Here is a 19,509-nt window from a genome sequence, read left to right as displayed (position 1 = left end):
CGCGCCGAACAGTACGCGGTCGCCGACGTTGACGTCGGGCGCACAAGGGCGATCGTCCTCAAGCCGCCTGCCGGGGCCTATCGCGATGACTTCTCCCTCGTCCGGCTTTTCGACCGCAGTATCGGGGATGACGATACCGGCTGCGGTCGTACGCTCCGGCGGCACGCGCCTGAGCACGACCCGGTCATGCAAGGGCATGAGTTTCATGATCCTGCTCGCATGATCGGTCCACATAGGTTTTCGGATCGCGTGCAGTGCGGTTTGCCCGGGGCAGCGTCTTCACTGTCTGCACAGGCCTATGCGACAGCGCGACTGATGAGCTGATCGAAGGCATCGCCGTGCACGCGACAGGATCGCTCGCGGGGAAGGTTTCCTCCAGCGTCTCGTCGAGCATTCTGTCCACGTCATCGATACGGTCTCGCGTTGGTCTCGTGGCTGTTTTCATCGTTGCCCTCCGTCATTGGTTCGGACGTTGCAGCGTCCGCACTCAATCATGAACGGGCCGTGCCCCCTGTGGGGTATCGCGCCGCGTCGCCTCGTCAAAATCCCTGGAAAGCCCGGATGCAGGCGGCAGCGTGCCCCGCGCGATGTAACCGGCAGGCTCGACCGACGGCTGCGGTGTCAGCCGCAGATCACCGAGCCTCGCCGTGAGAAAAGCGTCAGCATGGGCAAGCCGGTGCCGGAGTTCCTCCTCCGTGATCCCCAGAACCTGTGCCGCGGCGGCTTCCGGCTGCGCTTCAAGACGGCAGAGCGTCACGGCGCGACGCCATGGCTCTGGCAGCTCGGCGAGAAGCGCGGCGACCAGCTCGCGCAGCTCCCTCGAGATGACGGCGTCCTCAGGCGTGCCGTCCGTCGCTGGCACCACGTCCTCAAGGCGCAGCACTTCATCGGGCTGCCAGTACTCGAACAGCAGCTCGTCATCGTCTTCACGCGGTTCGTGCAACTGGACGGGCAGCCGGCCCTCAAGCGAGATGCATCGGCCTTCCTCCATCTGGCGATGTGCGACTTCTGCTTCAAGCAGTTCCAGTGCGATCTGGTAGAGCCACTGCAGGGGTTCGAGCCGACGCGGGCGCTCAGCAAACCGCTCGCAGGCGCGCGCGAGCGCCTCGTCGACAATATCGTCGACCGATGGGTCGTCCGAAGCGAGATCACCCCGCGTCTGAAGATAGGCGAGTTCCCGCTGCACGAAGCGCTGGAGCGACGCGAGCAGCGGACGAACGGTCTCGCCGAACAGCGTGGACGCGGCGTCCGTCTGTTCGGCCACCGCCGTCCTGAGTTGCCGCAACCCGGCGCGCCGCTCCTTGCGACGCCAGGCGTCCTCGTGACGCAGGTGTGCGACGTGGCGTTCCAGTTGCCGCTCCAGTTCAGTGATGGCGTGCTCGATCGCCGTCTCTGGCTCCGGCGCATCGTGGCCGCACGCAAGCGTTGCGCCCGGGAGCACCAGCCTGAGCCGGACGCGGTAGAGACTGCGATGCAGACTCCTTTCCAGCGTCGCCTGCAGCCGTACCAGCCCGGACGGGAAGTGCGACAGATGGGGCGTCAGACGCCGATCCGTGAGCCGGCTGATCAGGTCTTCCAGCCCGGGGCGGGAAAATTTCGCGACATTACGGTAACTGATCGCCGTTTTCATCTCAAACCTGTCCATGGCCCACCGCCTAATGGTATCGCCCGGCCGTCCGCGACCCTACGCAGCACGCAGAGCCGGCATCCCCGGCGAGCAGGGATTTTCAGCGCATCCCGGCACCCTTGATGCCTCGTCATCCGTGGCAGCCTTGCCTAAATGTCATTAGTGATCCTGCTTATGTTAGACACGCACACGAGAACCCCCGCCTCACTCGATGCGTCCGGATCATCACCGGGCGCCCACCTGAATGTTGGTCCTGTTCAACCGGCGCCCGTCCTTCCATTGACGTCCGACTCCCGGCCTTCCAGAGCCAGATACGTGTCAGTTGCCACCAGTCCGAACAGGATGTGATTGAGAAAATTCACCCAGCCTCGCACAGCGACGCCAGCCCGACGCTCGAATCCAGGCTGAAAGGTGCCATGATCACCGCGAGAATGACGGCGAAGAGAATCGACAGCACAACCGCCCGGCTAGCGCCTGCGCATGCGTGATCTCAACTGTCGGATCGTGGGTCGCATCGCATTGACCTGTGCATGGAGCATGCGACGGGCGCGCTCAGGGAGCGGTCGCAGAACGTCGGCAAGGGAGGCTGTCGTGCGGTGGAGGCGCTCGATCAGAGGGGAGTCCGAGCGTGGATGGAGGTTGCTCATCGTCTTCTCCTCAGAGGCAGCAAGGAAGAGAACGGGCTTGCGCGCTCCAGTTCGCCTGCCATGCTGCGGGGCAAACAAATCGAAACACGCAGTGTGCGACCCGTGGATCATGGGGCACACTGCCTGAGCTGGATATAACTTAGCTTCACTGACTAAAAATTTCAAGATACATCTGACACTCAGATGCGTGACGCCGCGACACCTCATGTCAGCCCCCACGTCGGCGCTACCAACCCTCTCTGCCAGCGCCTTCGGCGGAAAATCCTCAGAACTTTTCGCATCTAACGAGGGCGACCAGCGCAGTGGTGTGACCTGATGAGACCCCCGTCCGTGTCCTGCCGGACGGCGCCGCCCTTAACGGTGCCGTGTCACTGGATCGGCGGCGCCGCGCCCAGTTTTTCAGCGAGCATCCTTTCATACACGCCAAAGTCCTCGCGACCGGTTTCCTCATCGAGAAGCTGCGGACCAGGCGCCACGTCCTCTCCATAGGTGCCGAACGCCTGACGGCAGGCCAGCGCCTCGGCGGCGCTGGCGCCGATCACATTGCAGCCGCGCCGCTCGACGCGCTCGACATCCCGCGCACCGCATTGCCGTGCTGCATCCAGCAGCACGGTGTCCACGGTCTCGAACCTGTGCCACGGCGCATCAAGCTGGATCGCCGAGGCCGGCACGGGCCGTGGAGGGATATCAACGCCGGGCAGGACAAGCGGTGTCGCTCGCCGGAAACCGTGCCAGTGGAGTATCGCAATGAGCGGCGTATTTACCTGCGCAGCCGCCGTGACCGTGACGGCAAAGAGTGGCAGGCGCACGCTGTCCATCTGTTCCTGAAGCATATCGAAAAGGACCATGCAGCCTCCTGGGTGACATGTTGCAGGGCCTCTTGAAATTTCCGTTCCTTGCGCTATTTTAATCATCGCTCAGGCAGTCGCGATAAGCGCTGCGTGTTTCGATTTGTTTGTCGGCGGTGTTTTTCCACGGACGGGCGAACTGGAGCGCGTGGTCGGGTTCGTTCTTCGTGAGAGGCGCCGGTTTCAGGGAGCCAGCCATGAGCGATCTTTTCTTCAGCATCGACCGGCTGGGCGAATTCGACCGCCTGCACCGGCAGATGGCCGGCGTCTTTGCGGCTTTCCCGCGAGCCTGCGCGCGATGCGCATCCTTTCCTTCCGTCAACCGTCGCAGCAGCGACGACTGCGCCGAGATCGTCGCGTCCGCGCCGGGGCCTCGCCTGGCAGCGATCGAGCTCCCAATTGACAAGGGGGCTGTCGATCAGCGGCGAACGCAAGCCCCCGAACCGGAGGTCGAACATCAAACGACGCATTACACGAGACCCGCCACCCAACGCGGGCTGTTCAGACGACGCCGGTTCACCGGCGCGGCGCCACGCTGCATGGCAGCGCGGCCCTTGTACGGCCTGAAGTAAGCACGTGTCGTTTTTATGCATCGTGCGCCTGCTAAAGGGGCCGTGTTTTACGGGAGACGGAAATGCTCAGTCCACACGAATTTGCGACCCTGATACTGGTTCGCCAGGCGCCGGACCAGATCGACATGAATCGCGCCGAGCTCGACGCGCTGCTCGAGCGCCAGCTGGTCATGCTGGAACATTGTGCCTCGGGCGCACGCCGCGCGTACCTGTCAGGGAAGGGCAGAACGCTTCTCGACGCGCTTCACCCGGGCGACACACCGCGTGTAAGCCGGCAAGCCGCCGGCAATGGCGGTGGGGAAAGATCGGAGACGCCCCTCGTGCCAGGTAGCCGCACGCCTGACATCGTGGTGCCGGGACACGCAGGCTGAATGGCTGCGCGATCGCAACGACAGGCGTGTCGTCCTCGCCGTGACGCGCGGGTGCGGGGCTGTCAGGGCAGGCCGGGCGGACGTGCGGGCGACGCCCGCGGTCATTGAAACGTTGCTCGCGCATGCCGGTGTCGCGGGCTTGGGTCTACGCGGCAAGCCGCGGGCGGCAGGACTGGTTGAAAAACCGCGTCGCCTCGCGCGTTTCGGGTGCGCCGCGACGCTTTGCGGAGGTGTCATATGCATACGGACAAAGTGATGGAGTATCACGGCTACGAGATCCGGCCGATGGTTACCCCCACGGAGACGGGTCGCTACGCGGCGGCGGCCATTGTCACCGACCGGGCCGGCGATACACGCACGCTCGGCGTCGATGTGGACTTTGCCAACGCCCAGGAGGCTCGCGACGAAGCACTCGAGCTTGCTATCGCATGGATCCAGCAACGCTCGGTTGTTTCGGACCGGTATGTTCGACGGACCTAGCGCGCCGGTCAGCAACCTCTGGCCGGACGCGAGTTGGACACCTGTCGATCCGCTTCTGGTTCGATATCCCGAGCCGTTTGGGCTCAACTCACCGCGAGGAAAAGAGAATGACGGACACCGCTGTCATCGATCCCGCCGAAGACGCGCTCTATGAACGCATCCGGATCCTGCTCTTTAGCGCGGACCTGCCGGCGCAGCGTTTGGAATCCGATATCGACGATATCGGACGCTTCACCGCGCCGGACGTCCGTTCATCGCAACTGCGCCTCGTTGAGGTCATGCCGCCGCTTACACCGGCAGCCGAAGCAATTGTGCGGGCCATGATCCGTGCATATGGCACTGAACTGTTTGGGCGCGGCAGTGCGAATTCCGCGCTGCGTGCCATGATCAAGGCCGGACCTGTCAGGTTTGGACAGACCGCCTTGACGTTGGGGCCTGACGCGCCGTTGCCAGAGCGTGTCCGTCCGCTTGTCGCGGAGATTAACCGGATTTTCGAGCGCTACCCCGAAAGCGGCTTCTCGCACGCCCGATACTCTCTTTCGGCGATTGGCTTGCCGGTCGGCCGCGACAGGCTCCCGCAAGTACACCGCTCGGTCCACCGCGGCCGGAACCTTGAGGGCTCGCGCGATTCGAGAGTTGTCCTCAACAACCCTGAACTGCGCGTCTTTCGTTCAAATATCTAACATGTCAGCCGACGGCAGGTGCCAGCCTCGGTACAGCGCGAGCGAAAGGAAAGAGCAAGCAGCTCGATCGTGGCGGACAGATAAGTGCGTTTTTTCATGATGGTGACTCATTACGAGAAAAGAAAAGCCGCTCGAAGACGGCGATAAGCTTTACGATTGCTCACACCTTCGCGCTCGCGCATGAAAGTACTGGGAACATATCGACCGGATCGGGACGATGCGCGTGCCGGAGAGATCGGTGCCCATCAGTTGCGCGATCGTCGCACGCATAGGGACGCTCGGCTGCGAACAGCGACTCGATACCGTGGGTTAGTCATACGACGCCCACCTCATGAAAGACGGTGCGCGGTACTATCTTCGTCGGCCCGTCACGTATACGCCTGTCCCATGGAACTGAAGCAGATCCAGTACTTCATCGCGCTTTTCGAAGAAGGCACCGTCACGCGCGCCGCCAGGCGGCTCAACATCGCGCAACCGGCGCTCAGCATGCAGATCGCCAAGCTCGAAACGGAGATTCGGCAGAAGCTCTTCGAGCGGGGGCCGCACGGCATGGCGCCGACCGAAGCCGCACGGTTGATGTACCGCCTTTACACGCCGATCATGCGCGACATCGATCACGCACGCGAGCACCTGAGCCGTCGCGATGTCATCGTGACGGGCCGCGTGTCGCTGGGAATGGTGTCGTCGGAGGCGCAGAGCGTATTGCCCGAATCGCTCGCCCGATTCGATGCGCTTTTCCCGCAAGTCGAAGTCTCCGTCGCCGATGGCTTCAGCGCGCAGCTGATCGACGCTGTCGAATCGGGCCGGCTCGATGCCGCCATCATCAACAAGCCGCGCGGACGGCTGACGCTGCACGTAGAGCCGTTGCTGGTCGAGGAAATGGTGCTGGTGACGAGCGTGGAGCACGGCCCAAAGCTGCCCGACGAGATCGATCTCACGCAGCAGTCGGACATCGAATTCGTGTTGCCCACGCGCCGCAACGGCCTGCGCGGCGCGCTCGATGCCGCGCTGATGGCGGCTGACGTCGTCATCCAGCCGAAGTTCGAGATCGATCTGCTCAGCACCATCGTGCAGTTCGTCGAGCAGAGCGGTGTCGCGACCATCCTGCCGCGCGTCGTCGTGCAGGCGAAAGTGGAGGAAGGGCGCTTGCGCGCACGCACGATAGCGTCGCCGCCGATCGTGCGCCACATCATTCAGGTCACGCATCCGAAGCGGCCGATCGGACCGGCCGCCCAGGCGCTCATCACGATTATCACTGATGAGATAAAGCGCGTGACGACGGGTGTTTTGGGGAAACAGGCGCCTTAGCGGCCGCGTTCCAACGGTTCGCGCGCACGGCTCGGAACGTCGCTGCGCGTGCCGAACAGCGTGTCGCAGATCGGGAACGTGAGGTTGAAGTTCTGTGTCGCCATCACTTCGGGATCGTGGTGTGTGGCGTGCAGGCGCCGCACTGTGTTGACGAGCGGAACGCGGTCGAGCAACGGGCTGTCGGTGACGTGTGAAAGCGTATGCAGGCCCTCGTACATCAGAAAGTACACCGCCATCGTGAGCAGCGCGATGCAACCTGCGTTGCGGGAGAATACGAACCCAATCACGAGCGCGAACGGCACGGCCGCCAGCACGAACGCAACCGGCGCAAAAGGCGGAAACAGCAGCGCGCGCCAGTGACGGTGCCCTTTGTATTCAAGCGTCACATGCGTGAAGAACCGGTGATGGACCGCGCAATGGCGCTTGTAGATCATGCTGAAATACTTCGTCGGACGATGCAGCACGTAGCGGTGCGCCGCCCATTCCGCCCAGTTGCCGAACAGAAAGAGCGGAATGACCGCCAGCCATTCGGCAAGCGTCGGTGCATGAAGCTGCATCAGGCAATACACGATCACGCCGCCGGTGAAGAGCAATGTGAAGCCGAGGTGCATTTCGCCGCGATACCACCATGGCGTGGTATTGACATACTCGTCACGGAACTTGTAGGAACGCGCACGAACGTCTTCTTCGTATTTCATCGATGTCTCCGGCTATAGTGAAAGGCGTGCGCCCGTTGGCGTGCGCCGTCACGTCCAATGACTCAGGATCGACTGCGCGCGGAACCGCCTTCGAGCTTGCCGAGCGTCTCGGGCACCACGAACGCGCCCACGAGAAAGATCACGCTGATCGCACCGACGAAGATCGCGAGCGTCGACGGCAACTGGCCCGCGTCCTTCGCGACGAGGGAAACGAAGGTCGGCATCATTCCGCCGATCGCGAAGCCGATGTTCCACGACAGACCCGTGCCGGTCGCGCGGATCGCGGTCGGGAAGCGTTCGTTCAGGAAGATCAGCACGGGCGCATAGCCGGCGCTGCCGAGCGCGGAAAGCAGCACCGCGTAGACGCCGACCATCGTGATGCTTTGCGCCGTCGGCAGCAGCAGGAACAGCGCTGGCATCGCGATGAGCCGGATGATGCCGATCCAGATAAACGCGCCCTTGCGTCCGATGAACGTACTGACGTGCCCTGCCGCGACCGAAGCGATCACCACGGCCACGCTGCAGATCATCAGGATCGCGGCGGCGGCGCCGTTCGGCGCATGACTCACGACTTTCAGGAAGGTCGGCAGATAGCCTGATGTGAGGTAGTAGCCGCTGCCGCCGCCGATAGTCAGCAGCAGATTGACGAACAGCACGCCGCGATATTCCCGCGAGAACAGCGTGCGGATCGGCGAGCGCGCGTTATCGGCGTTGACGATCTTCTTCTGATCAGCGGCTTTCGCAGCTTTTTCCGCGGCGAGCTTCTTCCAGAGCGGCGATTCTTCCAGACCGTTGAACACGAACAGACCGAGCACCGAACTCAGGATGCCTGTGAAGAACATGCAACGCCAGCCCCAGGCGTCGAACGCATCGCCTGGAAAGACCGCGGACATCGCCAGATACGTGAGCGATGCGAGCAACGCGCCGAGCCCGGCCCCGCCGCCACCGATGAGACCGGATACCGCGCCGCGATACTTCGGCGCGACGGATTCGGTGCCGATCGTATGCGTCGACGCCACCACGCCGCCGACGAACACGCCCTGCACGAGACGCAGCAGCAGAAACAGGACCGGAGCCACGAGCCCGACCTGGGCGACCGTCGGCAGCGCGCCGAAGGCCGCCGTCGAAAGCCCGACGCCGACGACCGCGACGATCATCGCACCCTTGCGGCCATGACGGTCGGCATAGGAGCCGAACAGCGCGGAACCGAGCGGGCGCATCAGCAGCGTCACCGCGAAGGACGCGTACACCGCCGCGAGCGAGAGCATCGCATGTTCGGACGGAAAGAACAGACGCCCGACAACCGGCGCCACATACAACAATACGAACAGGTCGAACAGGTCGAGGGCCCAGCCGAAGCATGAAGCCATCACAGCGCCCATCACCTGGCGCTGATTGACCGAAAGCACGGTGGCCCCGTCTTGCGCTGCTACAGACATTTGCGTCTCCTTTGTGTCACAGGCGCGCTTTGTTGGATGCGCGCTCTTGTCGAGGTTGAAAAATCGTCAGTGCGCGGCGGCGAACGGCGATGCCACGCTCGCCCGTCGCTGGGCGACCATCGCATCGGCGATCTTCTCGGCGATCATGATGGTCGGTATGTTGGTATTCGCCGATGGCAGTCGCGGCATCAGCGATGCATCCGCGACGCGCAGCCCGCGCGTGCCTCGCACGCGGCCTTCGGTATCGGTGACCGCGTCGCGGTCCTGCGCGCCGCCCATGCGGCACGTGCCGCTCGCATGCCACACGCCGAACACGTTCGCGCGGATGAAATCGGCGAGCGCGCGCTCGTCGCGGAGCAGCGAAGTCATCTGCAGGCCGCGCGTGAAGAAGCGTTCGATCAGCAGACGCCGCAGCGGCGCGGGCGTATCGAGCAGCACGCCGAGGATCGAAGTCAGAAGCGCATTGCCTTCACCGACCTTGCTCAGCGCCTTCACGCGCGGTGAGAACGCGGCCGGGAAGAAGTCGCGTGAATCGCGGCCAAGACCGGATGCGTCGACGACGCGCGCCAGCATCCGCACGCCGGCGGCGAGCCGTTGCAAATCGCGTTCGTCGTCGAGCAGATTCAGATCGACGCGCGGCGCAACGGCCGCATCGGGCGATGCCAGTTGCACGCGGCCTCGCGAATACGGCCGGTTGCACCAGAGGAAAAAGAGGCCGAGCCGGTTGCCGAGCGCATGCCACGCGGCGCGCGTCGCGCTCGACAGATACAGGTCCGACTCGTCGCAGCCCGCGACGCCCGAACTCATGCGCGCGGCCATCATGCTCGCGCGGCGTCGCGCGAGCGGCATGCGAAAGCGCGGCTCGAGAAAATGACAGAACGTGAGCGACGGATGATCCTGCAGATTGCGTCCGACCCCCGGCAGGTCAGCCACGCACGGAATACCCATCGCCACGAGTTGGCGCGCATCACCGATACCGGCGCGCATCAGCATCGCGGGCGACTGCAACGCGCCCGCGCTCAGCACCACCTCGCCCGCATCGAACCCCACGCGCTCGCCGTTCGCCGCGATCGCGACGACACCGCGGGCCGTCGCGCCTTCCATCACGATGCGTTCGACACGCAGATTCGAATAGATGGTGAGATTCGGACGCTTGCGCGTGGCTTCGTCGAGATAGGCAATGGCCGTCGACACGCGCTTGTCGTCGATGTTCGAGAATGCGCCCGGAAAGAAGCCGTCGCCGAATTCGCCGTTCTGGTCCTGAAGTTCCGCGAAGCCGTTCGCGCGCAAACCCTGCGCGAATGCATGACAGAACGCCGGCCAGTCCTTCGGCATGATCCGGCGGATCGGCACGGGTCCGTCGCTGCCGTGCAATTCGCCGCCGGGAAAGTTCACGTCGCGTTCGAGCTTGCGAAAGTACGGCAGCACGTCGCGCCACGACCAGCCTTCGGCGCCGTTGGCGGCCCATTCGTCGTAGTCGCGCGGCAGGCCGCGATTGGCCGACTGTACGTTGATGCTCGAGCCGCCGCCCATCACGCGGCCCTGCTCGTAGACGCGCGGCGCGGCGTGCGGCGTGGCTTTCGCTTTCAGATCGGGCCAGATGTACGTGTCGCCGCAGAAGACGGGCATCGGATAGCTGTCGAGAATCGCCGCGGGCACCGCGCCCGGCGGCGTGTCGGCGCCCGCCTCGATCAGCGCGACGCGCACCGACGGCACGGCCGACAGCCGATGCGCGAGCACGCATCCTGCCGAGCCGCCGCCTACGATCACGTAGTCGAAGCGATTCATCGCGTTGTCTCCTCTTGTCTCGTCCGCCGTGCGGCGTGTCAGGTATCAACTGCCGCGAAACACCGGCTTGCGCTTGCCATGAAACGCTTCGACGCCTTCGCGGAAATCGTCCGACGAGCGCAGACGGCTATAGCAATGGCCTTCGAGTTCGATCGCGATCGACAAGGGCGCGTCTTCCGAATCGTTCAAGAGCTTCTTCGCGGTGCGCTGCGCGAGCGGCGAGAATGCGCGCAGTTCGTCGACGAGCGCGTCCGTCGCCGCTTCGAGTTCGGCGTCCGCGACGAATTCGACCGCGATGCCCCACTCGTACGCCTGCTCGCCAGGAATGCGGCGCGAGCGCATCACGATGTCCTTCGTTCGGCCGATGCCGACCATCGACTGCAAACGCGCCGAGCCGCCCGAGCCGGGAATCTGGCCGAGCTTCTGCTCCGGCAGCGCATAGAAGGTCGTATCGGTGACGATCCGGAAATCGCAGGCCAGCGACAGCTCGAAGCCCACGCCGAAGCAGAAGCCGCGATTGGCCGCAATCACCGGCTTCGAGCAGCGCGCGGGCGCCGCGATATTCCAGGCGAGCTTCGACACGTGTTCCGGCGATGCTTCCAGAAAGCCCTTGATATCGCCGCCGCTCGAAAAATGCTCGCCCTTCGCGCGCACGACGATCACGCGCACGCGATCGTCCTCGTCGAGGGCTTCGAACACAGCGCGCAACTGATCGCGTGCGTGCATCGAAATGACGTTGAACGGCGGCCGATGCAGGATGATGTCGGCGCGCTCGCGCTGCGCGTCGATTTCGACCGAGAAGCCGTCGAGGTCTTGCAGCAGCGTCTGGCCGCGATGGGTGAGATCAATCATTGTGGGTTACTCCTTGGTGGTTGCTGTAGGTTGCGCGGGCAGGGCGTGTGAATCGGGCGTGTACTCGCCCGCTTGCAGCTTGCGGCGCAGGATCTTGCCGACCGGCGACTTCGGAATGTCGTCGACGAACACATAGTCGCGCGGGCGCTTGAAGTTGACGAGGTCCGACTGACGGCACCATGCATCGAGCGAGTCGGCATCGACGTACTCGCGGCGCTTGATGAACGCGACCACACGTTGCCCCCAGCGCTCGTCCTTGACGCCCGCGACCGCGACTTCATCGACGGCGGGATGCAGCGACAGCACCGATTCGATGTCCACCGGTGAGATGTTTTCTCCGCCGCTGATGATCATGTCGTCGACGCGGCCCGTCACGTACAGATCGCCGTCGCGGTCTAGATAGCCCGTGTCTCCGGTGAAGTACCAGCCCTCGCGCAGGCACTTCGCATTCGCGTCCGGACGATTCCAGTAGCCTTCGAAGGCTTCGTCGCCGAGCAGGTCCACGATGATCTGTCCTTCTTCGCCGGCTTCGGCGATCGCATCGGGCGAGAGGGCATCGAGCTTCACGACGCGCAGCCGCGTATTGATGCCCGCGCGGCCAGCGCTGCCGGGTTTCTTCGTCGCGTCCTGGTCGATGCTGAACGTGTAGACCTCGGACGAGCCGTAGTGATTGACGAAGAGCTCCGGCTCGAACGCGGCCGAGAGGCGCTTGAGCAGGCCGTCGTTCATCGGTGCGCCCGCGAAGCCGAGCTTTCTGACCGACGACGTGTCCGTGCTCGCGAACGCGCTGTCGGCGAGCAGATCGTGATAGAGCGTCGGCACGAGATAGAGGCAGGTGAGCGCGTGCTTCGAAATGCAATCGAGCGCGAGCTTCGCGTTCCAGCGCCGCACGCAGACGAACAGGCCATCAACGAGCGCCATCGCGAGCAACGAGCGCACGCCCATCGTGTGATAGAGCGGCATCACGCCGAGCGTGCGTTCGCCACGCCTGTAGAGGTTCTGCGCGACGTGCGCGAGCGCGCCCGCGCGTTCATGCCGATGCCGGCGCGGCACGCCCTTGCCTTTGCCCGTCGTGCCGGACGTATAGAGGATCAGCGAGATATCGTCGGCGGTGGCGTGCGTCGTGTCGGTCACCTCTCCACTGCGCGTTCGTTCGACGATGAGCGCATCGAAGGTGGTGGTGCGGCCGGGCGCATCGTCGAGTCCGACGCGCGGCACTTTTTGCGCGGCGGCGCTCTGCGCGACGGAATCCGCGCTGACGGGTTCGTAGACGATCGCCTTCACCCCCGCGTCGGTCACGCAGTAGTCGACTTCTTCCGGCTTCGCGCGCCAGTTGAGCGGCACGATCACGATGCCCGCGAACTGTCCGGCCCAATGCAGCGTCGCCATTTCCCAGCGGTTTTGCAGTACGACGAGCAGCCGGTCGCCGTGTTCCAGGCCCAGTTCGCGCAGGCCATCGGCGACATTCAGGATCATGCGATGCCACTGCGCGTAGGTCAGTTGCACATCGCCATCGACGAGCGCGAGCGCGTTCGGACTGCGCTCGACGCTTTGCAGGAACGTGCGTCCGAGATCAAGCATGTTCGGCCTCCTTCGCGCTTGCCTCGGCCCGGCGGCGCGCCGCTACGTCGAGCACGGCGGCCACGATGGGCGTGTAGCCCGTACAGCGGCAGATATGACCCGAGAGCATCTCGCGCACCTGCTCTTCGGAAGGATCGGGCACGCGCCGCAGATAATCCGCGCACGACATCAGAATGCCCGCCGTGCAAAAGCCGCATTGCAGCGCGTGATGCCGCTGGAACGCCTGCTGCAGGTCGCCGAGCGTCTGATCGGGCGCAAGGCCTTCGACGGTATCGATACGCCGACCGTCGGCCTGCACCGCGAGCATCAGGCACGAGCGCGCCGCGACGCCATCGACCTGCACGGTACATGCGCCGCACACGCCGTGTTCGCAGCCGACGTGCGTGCCCGTCGCGCCCAGTTCGTGCCGGATGAAGTCCGACAGCAGTTCGCGCGGCTCGCAATAGCCGCTTCGTTCGCGGCCGTTCAGCGTCAGCGCGATGCGCCGCACTTCGCCGTGCCGCATGATGGTGTCCGACATCTTGCTCACTTTGCCTCCTCGATCACGCGCCATCCGAGTTGCCGGACCAGATTCCGGCGATACGCCGCGCTGATCTGCGCATCGTCCTGCGCGTTCAGTTTCCAGCTCAAATCGTTCAGTGCGCCGCGCAGGTCGTCGCCCCGCAGACGCGGCCATTGCTCCGTCACCGGCCGGTCCGCGACGCCGCCGACAGCAATGCGGATCGACTCGTCGGTGACCACGGCCGCGCACGCGACGATCGCGAAGTCGCCGTGCCGCGCGGAAAATTCGGCGAACGCGTAGCGCTCGCCTTCCTTGCGCAGCGGGAAGCGCACCGCTTCGACGAGTTCGTCAGGCTCGCGCGCGGTCATCAGCATTCCCTGAAAGAAGTCCTGCGCCGCGAGCGTGCGGCGCCTTTTTCGCGAGCGCAGCATCACGTCACCGCCGAGCGCCGCAAGCACGAGCGGCAACTCCGCGCTCGGGTCCGCATGCGCGATCGATCCGCACACGGTCCCGCGATTGCGAATCTGAAAGTGCGAGATATGCGGGAACGCCATCGCGAGCAGCGGCGCTTCGTCGGTGAGCGTGCTGCGCCATTCGACGCTGCCTTGCGTCGCCGCTGCGTTCACGACCAGATGCCGCGCCTGCTGGTCCACGCGCACGGCATCGAGTTCGGCGGTGCGCGAGATATCGACGAGCACCTTCGGCTGCGCGAGCCGCATATTGAGCACGGCCATCAGCGATTGGCCGCCCGCCAGCACGCGGGCGTCCTCGCCGTATTGCGCGAGCGCGTCGAGCGCGTCTTGCGCGGTCATCGCGCGCAGGTAATCGAACGGTGCGGGCTTCATGCGTGCCTCCTGAAACGTGCAAGGAGTCTTGCGATCCACGATCCGTGCGCTTGCACGGGCTTGCCCGCCGCCTGCCGTCCGAGCGATTCGAACAACTGCTTGAGCACGACCTTCGCCGCGCCTTCGAGCATCCGGCCGCCGACCGCCGCAACCTTGCCTGACACCTGTGCTTCGTAGTCGTACGTGAGCCGCGTGCCGCTGCCTTGCGGCGTCAGTTCGACGAGACCACTGCCGCGCGCGCTGCCGAGCGGCGAGATTCCCGCGCCGGCGAGTCGCAGGCGGCGCGGCGCATCGATCTCCGACAAGCCGATACGCGCCTCGAAACGCGCCTTGATCATGCCGACGCCGACGGTCACGTCAGCGCGATACTGGTTCGGCGCCGTCTCTTCGAGCGCGTGACAGCCGGGAATGACCTTAGCGAGTGCCTTCGGATCGAGCAGCACGGCGAACACGGCTTCGGGTGTCGCGGGCAGGTCGACCGCGCCCTGCGCCGTCAGTGCGCGACCGCCGCCTGGCGTCGCCGGCTTCGCGGCGGGCGCTTCGCGATATTCCGGCCGCGACGGTTCGGGATCGTCGATGCCGATCATCGCCATCACTCTGGGCGGCGTGAGCGGCAGGCGAATGTCTTCGACGCCGAGCGCGTCCGCCACCGCATTCGCGATGCACGGCGGCGTGCTCATGTTGTTGCCTTCGCCGAGACCCTTCGCGCCAAGCGGCGTGAAAGGCGAAGGCGTCTCCAGATGCACGATCAGCGGATCGGGCACTTCGCAGGTGGTCGGCATCAGATAGTCGGCGAGCGTGCCCGACTGGAAGCTGCCGTCCGCGCCGTAGCGGAACTCCTCCATCAGCGCCGCGCCGAGGCCTTGTGCGAACGCGCCGCGAATCTGGCCATCGGCGAGTGCGGGATTGAGGAGCGTGCCGGCGTCGTGCGCGGTCACATACCGGTCGATGCGCACGCGTCCCGTCGCGCGATCCACTTCGACCCCGCACATGTCGAACGCGAAGCCGTATGCCGCCGAGGTATTGATGCGGTCCTGTTCGTCGGGCGCATCCATATGCGGCGGCGACCAGAACACGGTTTCGCGCAGGCCCGGCTCTTCGCCTTCGGGCAGGAGCGCGGGCGCCCAGTGCGGCGCATTGCTCGCGGCACGCGCGAACGGCAGCGCGCGGTCTTCGGCGTCGTGCGGAAAGACGCGCGCGCCTTCGAAGCGCACGTCGCCGGGCGCGCAGTTGAACTGCTTCGCGAGCACGCGCGCGAGCTTGTCGCGCACGCGCGTCGCCGCGAGATGCACCGTGCCCGCCACCGCGCCTGCGAAGCGGCTCGAATAATTGCCCGCCGCGACGGACCAGGCGTCCTTGTGCGTATCGAATTCGACGTTGACGACGATGTCCTTCGGATCGAGCCCGAGCACATCGGCGACGACTTGCGCGCACACGGTCATGTGGCCTTGGCCCGCGGGCGTCGATGCGATCGTGACGACCACGCCGCCGAGCAGATCGACGCTGACGGTCGCGCTCGCGATCGCGCCGTTCTTCGGCCCGGCTCTTTTGCGTGCGTCGGCTGGCATCACGGTCGTGATGTAGCCCATGTTCGATACCGAAGGCTCGACGATCGCCGCGAAGCCGATGCCATACAGCCGCCCTTCGTTGCGCGCGGCGTCGCGGCGCGCAACGAGTTCCCGGTATCCGCCTTCGTCGAGTGAACGGCGCAGCGCTTCCTGATAGTTGCCCGAATCGAGCAGGGCGCCCGCCGCTGCTCGATACGGGAACGCATCGGCGGGAACGAAGTTGCGGCGATACACGTCGAGCACATCGAGCTTCAGGTCGATCGCGATACGCTGGATCAGCCGCTCCAGCGCGAAGTACACCTGCGGGCCGCCGAAGCCGCGCACGAGCCCCGTCGGCGTCTTGTTCGTCAGCACGACGCGATTGCGCACGAGCAGATTCGGGATCGCGTACGCGCCCGTCAGGCAGCCGTGCATCCGGTAGAACGTCGCCGGCTCGGGCGCGCGCACGTAGCCGCCGACGTCTTCCAGCTGATCGTAAGACAGCGCGACGATTCGGCCATCGGCTTCGACCGCCGCTTCTATGGTTGAAACACGCGCCGTCGCCGATGTCGCCGCGCTCAAGTGTTCGAGCCGATCCTCGACCCACTTCACCGGCGCGCCGGCCTTGCGCGACGCGAGGCACATCAGCACGACATACGGAAACACCGCCTGCTTCACGCCGAAGCTGCCGCCGGAATCGCGCGGGGCCTTATGACGCAGCCGATTGGCAGGCACGTTCAACGCCATCGCCATGACGGCGTGCAGCGAGAACGGCCCCATGAAATTGGACGTGACGTCGTAGCCTTCTTCGCCCGAAAGATACTCGGCGATGACCACGCCGCACTCGATCGGCGCGCAGGTGTTGCGCGGATAATGCGCGACCAGCTTCACGCGATGCGGCGCGCGCTCGAAGGCCGTTTCGGGCTCGCCGTAGCGGAAATGCCGGTCGCTGATGACGTTGCTGCCGACGCGTTGGTGCAGCACCGGCGCGTCGTCCTTCGCGGCCTGTTCGATCGAGGTCACGGGATCGAGCATCGCGTAGTCGACCTTGATGAGATCGAGCGCGTCTTCCGCGAGCGCACGCGATTCGGCCATCACGACCGCGACGGGCTCGCCGACGTAGCGCACACGGTCCATCGCGAGCGCCCACTGTTCCATCGGCGATTTCACGCCGACGACGAACGGTCGCGACCACGGACGCAAATCGTCGCGCGTGAGCACGGCACGCACGCCCGCGAGTTTCGACGCGGCTTGCGTATCGATCGACAGGATGTCCGCGTGCGCGTGCGGCGAACGCAGAATCGCGGCGTGCAGCGTGCCCGGCTTGACAGCGATGTCGTCGCCATAGCGGCCACGGCCAGTCAGGATCGCCGGGTCTTCGAGGCGCTCTATCGAGCGTCCGATGTGACGCTGCGGTGCGCTCGCTTCGCGCACCTCGTTGCCGGCGCGCGCGTCCATATCGGCGAATGCGGTTTCGCGCTGATTCATGACCTTACTCCTCACGTGCGGCGCGGCCGCCGAATTCATCGGCTAGACCGCTCCAGCGGCGCGCAATCTCGTCGTGCTCGATCTCGAACAGATCGAGAATGCGCCCGACAGTGTGGTCGACCACGTCGTCGATAGTCTGCGGATGCGCGTAGAACGCGGGCACCGGCGGCATCACGATCGCGCCCATTTGCGTGGCGAGCGTCATGTTGCGCAGATGCGCGAGATTGAGCGGGGTTTCGCGCGCGACCAGCACGAGGCGGCGGCGCTCCTTGAGCATCACATCGGCGGCGCGCGTCAGCAGGTTGTCCGCGAAGCCGTTCGCGACGCCCGCGAGCGTTTTCATCGAGCATGGCGCGATCACCATGCCTTCGGTCAGAAACGATCCGCTCGCCACGGCCGCGCCGATATCACGCACGTTGTGCACGACATCGGCAGCGGCTTCGAGATCACCGCGCGCGAGGCCGAGTTCCTGGGCGGCCGTCACCGCGCCCGACGACGACACGATGAGATGCGTCTCGTGCGTGCCGAGCCGGCGCAGGGCGGCGAGCAAGCGCACGCCGATCACCGCGCCGCTTGCGCCCGAAATGCCGACGACGATGCGTTTCTTTCGTTCAGCCATGATCGCGTGACAGATAGGCGTCGAACGCGCTGTTGTCGGCGGCGACGAGTGCTTGCAGATCGACCGTGTCCTGCCCCGGTATGCGCACGCGGGTGAACACATGCGCGGGGTAGACGACGGGGCGCGTCGCATCGAGACCCATCTTCGCGCTGACGCCTTGCAGATGCGACGGCGCATCGTCGGGCTGACCGACCGTCGTCGACGGATCGAGCGGCGAGCCTTGCGCGCCTGCTATCACGACGAGATCGCGGTCTGCCTGGAAGCGCGTCGCGATGGCCCATTCGATTTCGGCGGGATCGTGCACGTTCACATCGGTATCGACGACGACGACCTGCTTGATGTCGTAATGCGCGCCGAACGCGCACAGAATGACGTTCTTCGCTTCGCCTTCGCGCTTCTTGTCGAATTGCACCCACAGGTGATAGCGGCACACGCCGCCCACCGACAGATGCACGTCCTTCACGGCGGGATGGCTGCGCTGAAGATGCGCGAGCAACGTGGCTTCGCGCGGAATCGCGCCGAGCAGCAGATGCTCCATTTCGGCGGGCACGATCGTATGAAAGATCGGATCGCGCCGATGCGTGACGGCCGTCACTTCGATGACTTCCCGTGCTTCCTTCGCGCTGTAGTACTTCGGAAATTCGCCGAACGGACCTTCCGGCTCGCGCACGTTCGGCAGAATGCGCCCTTCGATGACGATCTCCGCGAACGCCGGCACGTGCACGCCGTTCGTCACGCACCGCGCGACAGGCAGCGGCGCACCGTGCAGCGCGCCCGCGATTTCGAGTTCGTCGTGATCGATCGGCGTGATCGCTTGCGACGCGAGCATCGTCAGGGGATCGACGCCGATCGCGATGGCGACGTCGAGCGCATCGCCCGCGGCTTCCGCGTCGCGCTGGAACGCGTAGAGATGACGCGGCAGCAGCAGGATCGCCATGCGATCGGGGCCGTGCACCTGAATGCGGTTGATCGAGACGTTCTGCACACCGGTGCGCGGATTGCGCGCGATCACGAGACCGGCGGTGATGTACGGGCCGTTGTCGTGTTCGCTGTGCGTGGGAATGGGCAGCAGCGCGTGGAGATCGATGCCGCTCGTGTGCACCACCTGCTGACAGGGCGCGTCTTCACGTTGAATCAGTTTCGATGCGAGCGGCGCCGCGGCCGCAGCGGAAAAACGCGCGAGCAACGCCGATTGATCGACGCCCATCGCTTCGGCGATCCACGCGCGCTTCGACATGAAGCCGCTCACAACGGGAATCCCATGTCCGTGCGGCTGCGCGAAAAACGCAGCTTGTTCGCCGTCGAGGCGCTTTGCAATGGCGGCGAGTTCGTGCTCGAGCGCGACCGGCTTGTCGATCGTCGCGACCCGGCCGGTTTTCCCGAGATGCGCGAGCCAGTCGCGCAGCGACAGCGAGCCGGTGTCGGCGTGATCTCCTGCCCAGGTGAATGAGGGATTGCCGTGCGTTGCGGCATCGCGTGTGTTCATCAGCGTCTCCATCTGTGCGCGCTACCGTAGCAAGCGCATGGGATGAAGCGTAGCGAGATCGTGCCATAACATCTAATACTGTTTACTGATGCGATGAATCATTCGTCGTTATATCGGTGTTAGCCCGG

Annotated in this window: 18 protein-coding genes and 2 pseudogenes; 5 read left to right on the top strand and 15 right to left on the bottom strand. The window is 65.0% G+C overall.

The features are described 5' to 3' along the window. Nucleotides 1-3: 3 nt before the first annotated feature. The 5 genes and pseudogenes from G5S42_RS32970 to G5S42_RS32950 all read right to left on the bottom strand — a co-directional run. A pseudogene (locus G5S42_RS32970) lies at nt 4-207 on the bottom strand (co-chaperone GroES); the annotation flags it as partial. Next, nucleotides 185-445, bottom strand: coding sequence for a hypothetical protein (locus G5S42_RS32965; protein WP_176110978.1), 261 nt, complete (start codon nt 443-445; stop codon nt 185-187). The gene G5S42_RS32965 and the pseudogene G5S42_RS32970, both read right to left, overlap by 23 nt. Before the next feature lie 42 nt (nt 446-487). Further along, nucleotides 488-1,630, bottom strand: a complete 1,143-nt coding sequence (locus G5S42_RS32960; RefSeq protein ID WP_176110977.1) for a sigma factor-like helix-turn-helix DNA-binding protein — start codon at nt 1,628-1,630, stop codon at nt 488-490. A gap of 1,072 nt (nt 1,631-2,702) precedes the next feature. After that, nucleotides 2,703-3,122, bottom strand: a pseudogene (locus G5S42_RS32955) (diguanylate cyclase); the annotation flags it as partial. Between the two features lie 58 nt (nt 3,123-3,180). Then, nucleotides 3,181-3,321: a hypothetical protein gene (locus G5S42_RS32950; RefSeq protein WP_176110976.1), complete on the bottom strand. Its 141-nt coding sequence runs from the start codon at nt 3,319-3,321 to the stop codon at nt 3,181-3,183. On the opposite strand from G5S42_RS32950, the gene G5S42_RS32945 reads away from it, so the two are divergent. From G5S42_RS32945 to G5S42_RS32925, 5 genes are all read left to right on the top strand, one after another. Next, nucleotides 3,320-3,694 (top strand): Hsp20/alpha crystallin family protein, encoded by a 375-nt coding sequence (locus tag G5S42_RS32945; RefSeq protein WP_176110975.1) that lies wholly within the window; start codon nt 3,320-3,322, stop codon nt 3,692-3,694. The two genes, G5S42_RS32950 and G5S42_RS32945, sit on opposite strands and share 2 nt — an antisense overlap. A gap of 62 nt (nt 3,695-3,756) precedes the next feature. Then, complete coding sequence (locus tag G5S42_RS32940; protein WP_246392238.1) at nt 3,757-4,065, top strand: hypothetical protein; 309 nt, start codon at nt 3,757-3,759, stop codon at nt 4,063-4,065. Nucleotides 4,066-4,302: 237 nt separating this feature from the next. Next, on the top strand, nt 4,303-4,545 hold the full coding sequence (locus tag G5S42_RS32935; protein WP_176110974.1) for a hypothetical protein: 243 nt from the start codon (nt 4,303-4,305) through the stop codon (nt 4,543-4,545). 107 nt (nt 4,546-4,652) lie between these two features. Further along, the gene (locus G5S42_RS32930; RefSeq protein ID WP_176110973.1) at nt 4,653-5,228 is read left to right on the top strand and encodes a hypothetical protein; all 576 of its coding nucleotides are present in this window, start codon (nt 4,653-4,655) and stop codon (nt 5,226-5,228) included. Between the two features lie 387 nt (nt 5,229-5,615). After that, the gene (locus G5S42_RS32925; protein WP_176110972.1) at nt 5,616-6,536 is read left to right on the top strand and encodes a LysR family transcriptional regulator; all 921 of its coding nucleotides are present in this window, start codon (nt 5,616-5,618) and stop codon (nt 6,534-6,536) included. On the opposite strand, the gene G5S42_RS32920 is transcribed toward G5S42_RS32925, so the two are convergent. The 10 genes from G5S42_RS32920 to G5S42_RS32875 form a co-directional block, all read right to left on the bottom strand. Continuing rightward, nucleotides 6,533-7,234, bottom strand: coding sequence for a sterol desaturase family protein (locus G5S42_RS32920; protein WP_176110971.1), 702 nt, complete (start codon nt 7,232-7,234; stop codon nt 6,533-6,535). The two genes, G5S42_RS32925 and G5S42_RS32920, sit on opposite strands and share 4 nt — an antisense overlap. A gap of 62 nt (nt 7,235-7,296) precedes the next feature. After that, on the bottom strand, nt 7,297-8,673 hold the full coding sequence (locus tag G5S42_RS32915; protein ID WP_176110970.1) for an MFS transporter: 1,377 nt from the start codon (nt 8,671-8,673) through the stop codon (nt 7,297-7,299). Nucleotides 8,674-8,739: 66 nt separating this feature from the next. Further along, nucleotides 8,740-10,461, bottom strand: coding sequence for a GMC family oxidoreductase (locus tag G5S42_RS32910; protein ID WP_176110969.1), 1,722 nt, complete (start codon nt 10,459-10,461; stop codon nt 8,740-8,742). Between the two features lie 45 nt (nt 10,462-10,506). Then, nucleotides 10,507-11,313: an enoyl-CoA hydratase/isomerase family protein gene (locus G5S42_RS32905; protein ID WP_176110968.1), complete on the bottom strand. Its 807-nt coding sequence runs from the start codon at nt 11,311-11,313 to the stop codon at nt 10,507-10,509. Between the two features lie 6 nt (nt 11,314-11,319). Further along, nucleotides 11,320-12,894: an AMP-binding protein gene (locus G5S42_RS32900; protein ID WP_176110967.1), complete on the bottom strand. Its 1,575-nt coding sequence runs from the start codon at nt 12,892-12,894 to the stop codon at nt 11,320-11,322. After that, nucleotides 12,887-13,423 carry a (2Fe-2S)-binding protein gene (locus tag G5S42_RS32895; protein ID WP_176110966.1) on the bottom strand — a complete coding sequence of 179 codons (537 nt, stop codon included), beginning with the start codon at nt 13,421-13,423 and terminating at the stop codon, nt 12,887-12,889. Before G5S42_RS32895 ends, G5S42_RS32900 begins: the two co-directional genes overlap by 8 nt. Beyond that, nucleotides 13,420-14,241 carry an FAD binding domain-containing protein gene (locus tag G5S42_RS32890; RefSeq protein ID WP_176110965.1) on the bottom strand — a complete coding sequence of 274 codons (822 nt, stop codon included), beginning with the start codon at nt 14,239-14,241 and terminating at the stop codon, nt 13,420-13,422. Before G5S42_RS32890 ends, G5S42_RS32895 begins: the two co-directional genes overlap by 4 nt. Further along, a complete protein-coding gene (locus G5S42_RS32885) occupies nt 14,238-17,276 on the bottom strand; it encodes a xanthine dehydrogenase family protein molybdopterin-binding subunit (RefSeq protein ID WP_176110964.1) in 3,039 nt (1,012 codons plus the stop codon). Before G5S42_RS32885 ends, G5S42_RS32890 begins: the two co-directional genes overlap by 4 nt. A gap of 4 nt (nt 17,277-17,280) precedes the next feature. After that, entirely contained in the window at nt 17,281-17,895 is a 615-nt protein-coding gene (locus tag G5S42_RS32880; RefSeq protein ID WP_013093433.1) for a UbiX family flavin prenyltransferase, read from the bottom strand. Further along, nucleotides 17,888-19,381, bottom strand: a complete 1,494-nt coding sequence (locus G5S42_RS32875; protein ID WP_176110963.1) for a UbiD family decarboxylase — start codon at nt 19,379-19,381, stop codon at nt 17,888-17,890. The genes G5S42_RS32880 and G5S42_RS32875 overlap by 8 nt, the downstream gene beginning before the upstream one ends. Nucleotides 19,382-19,509: the final 128 nt, after the last annotated feature.

The sequence above is a fragment of the Paraburkholderia youngii genome (assembly GCF_013366925.1).
Taxonomy (GTDB): domain Bacteria; phylum Pseudomonadota; class Gammaproteobacteria; order Burkholderiales; family Burkholderiaceae; genus Paraburkholderia; species Paraburkholderia youngii.
This window is presented reverse-complemented; position numbering and strand designations above follow the sequence as displayed.